1 protein-coding gene is annotated in these 551 nt (G+C 47.5%); it reads left to right on the forward strand.

Translation table 11 applies throughout. The annotated features are described in order from the left end of the window. Nucleotides 1–551, forward strand: a 551-nt coding sequence (secF, locus tag R7O13_RS29945; RefSeq protein ID WP_318305602.1) for a protein translocase subunit SecF, incomplete at both ends; no start/stop codon positions are given.

The following is a 551-nucleotide window of genomic DNA, read 5'->3' on the forward strand; positions in this document are numbered from 1 at the left end:
AAAGGTTTCGGAGATGCGACAGTACAGAACTTTGGTAGTGCTCGCGATGTGATGGTGCGTCTTCGTCCTCGTGACGACGTTTCTGGCGAAACGCTAGGTAACCAAATCATCGGTGCGATCAAAGAAGGTACCGGTGAAAGCGTAGAAATGCGCCGTATCGAGTTTGTTGGTCCAAACGTTGGTGATGAACTAACTGAAGCCGGCGGTCTGGCGATCCTAGTGTCGCTCATCTGTATCCTGATTTACGTATCAATGCGATTTGAATGGCGTCTAGCGGCAGGTGCTGTAATGGCGTTGGCGCACGATATTATTATCACGCTGGGTGTATTCTCATTCCTACAGATTGAAGTGGACCTAACTATCGTGGCTGCGTTGCTAACGGTTGTTGGTTACTCGCTCAACGATACCATCGTAGTATTCGACCGTATTCGTGAAAATTTCCGCAAGATGCGTAAAGGTGATCCTGCGGACATCATGGATGCTTCGATTACACAAACATTGAGCCGTACGTTGATTACTTCTGGTACAACGTTGTTTGTAGTTATTGCACT

It is taken from the genome of Vibrio sp. Y176, assembly GCF_033438945.1.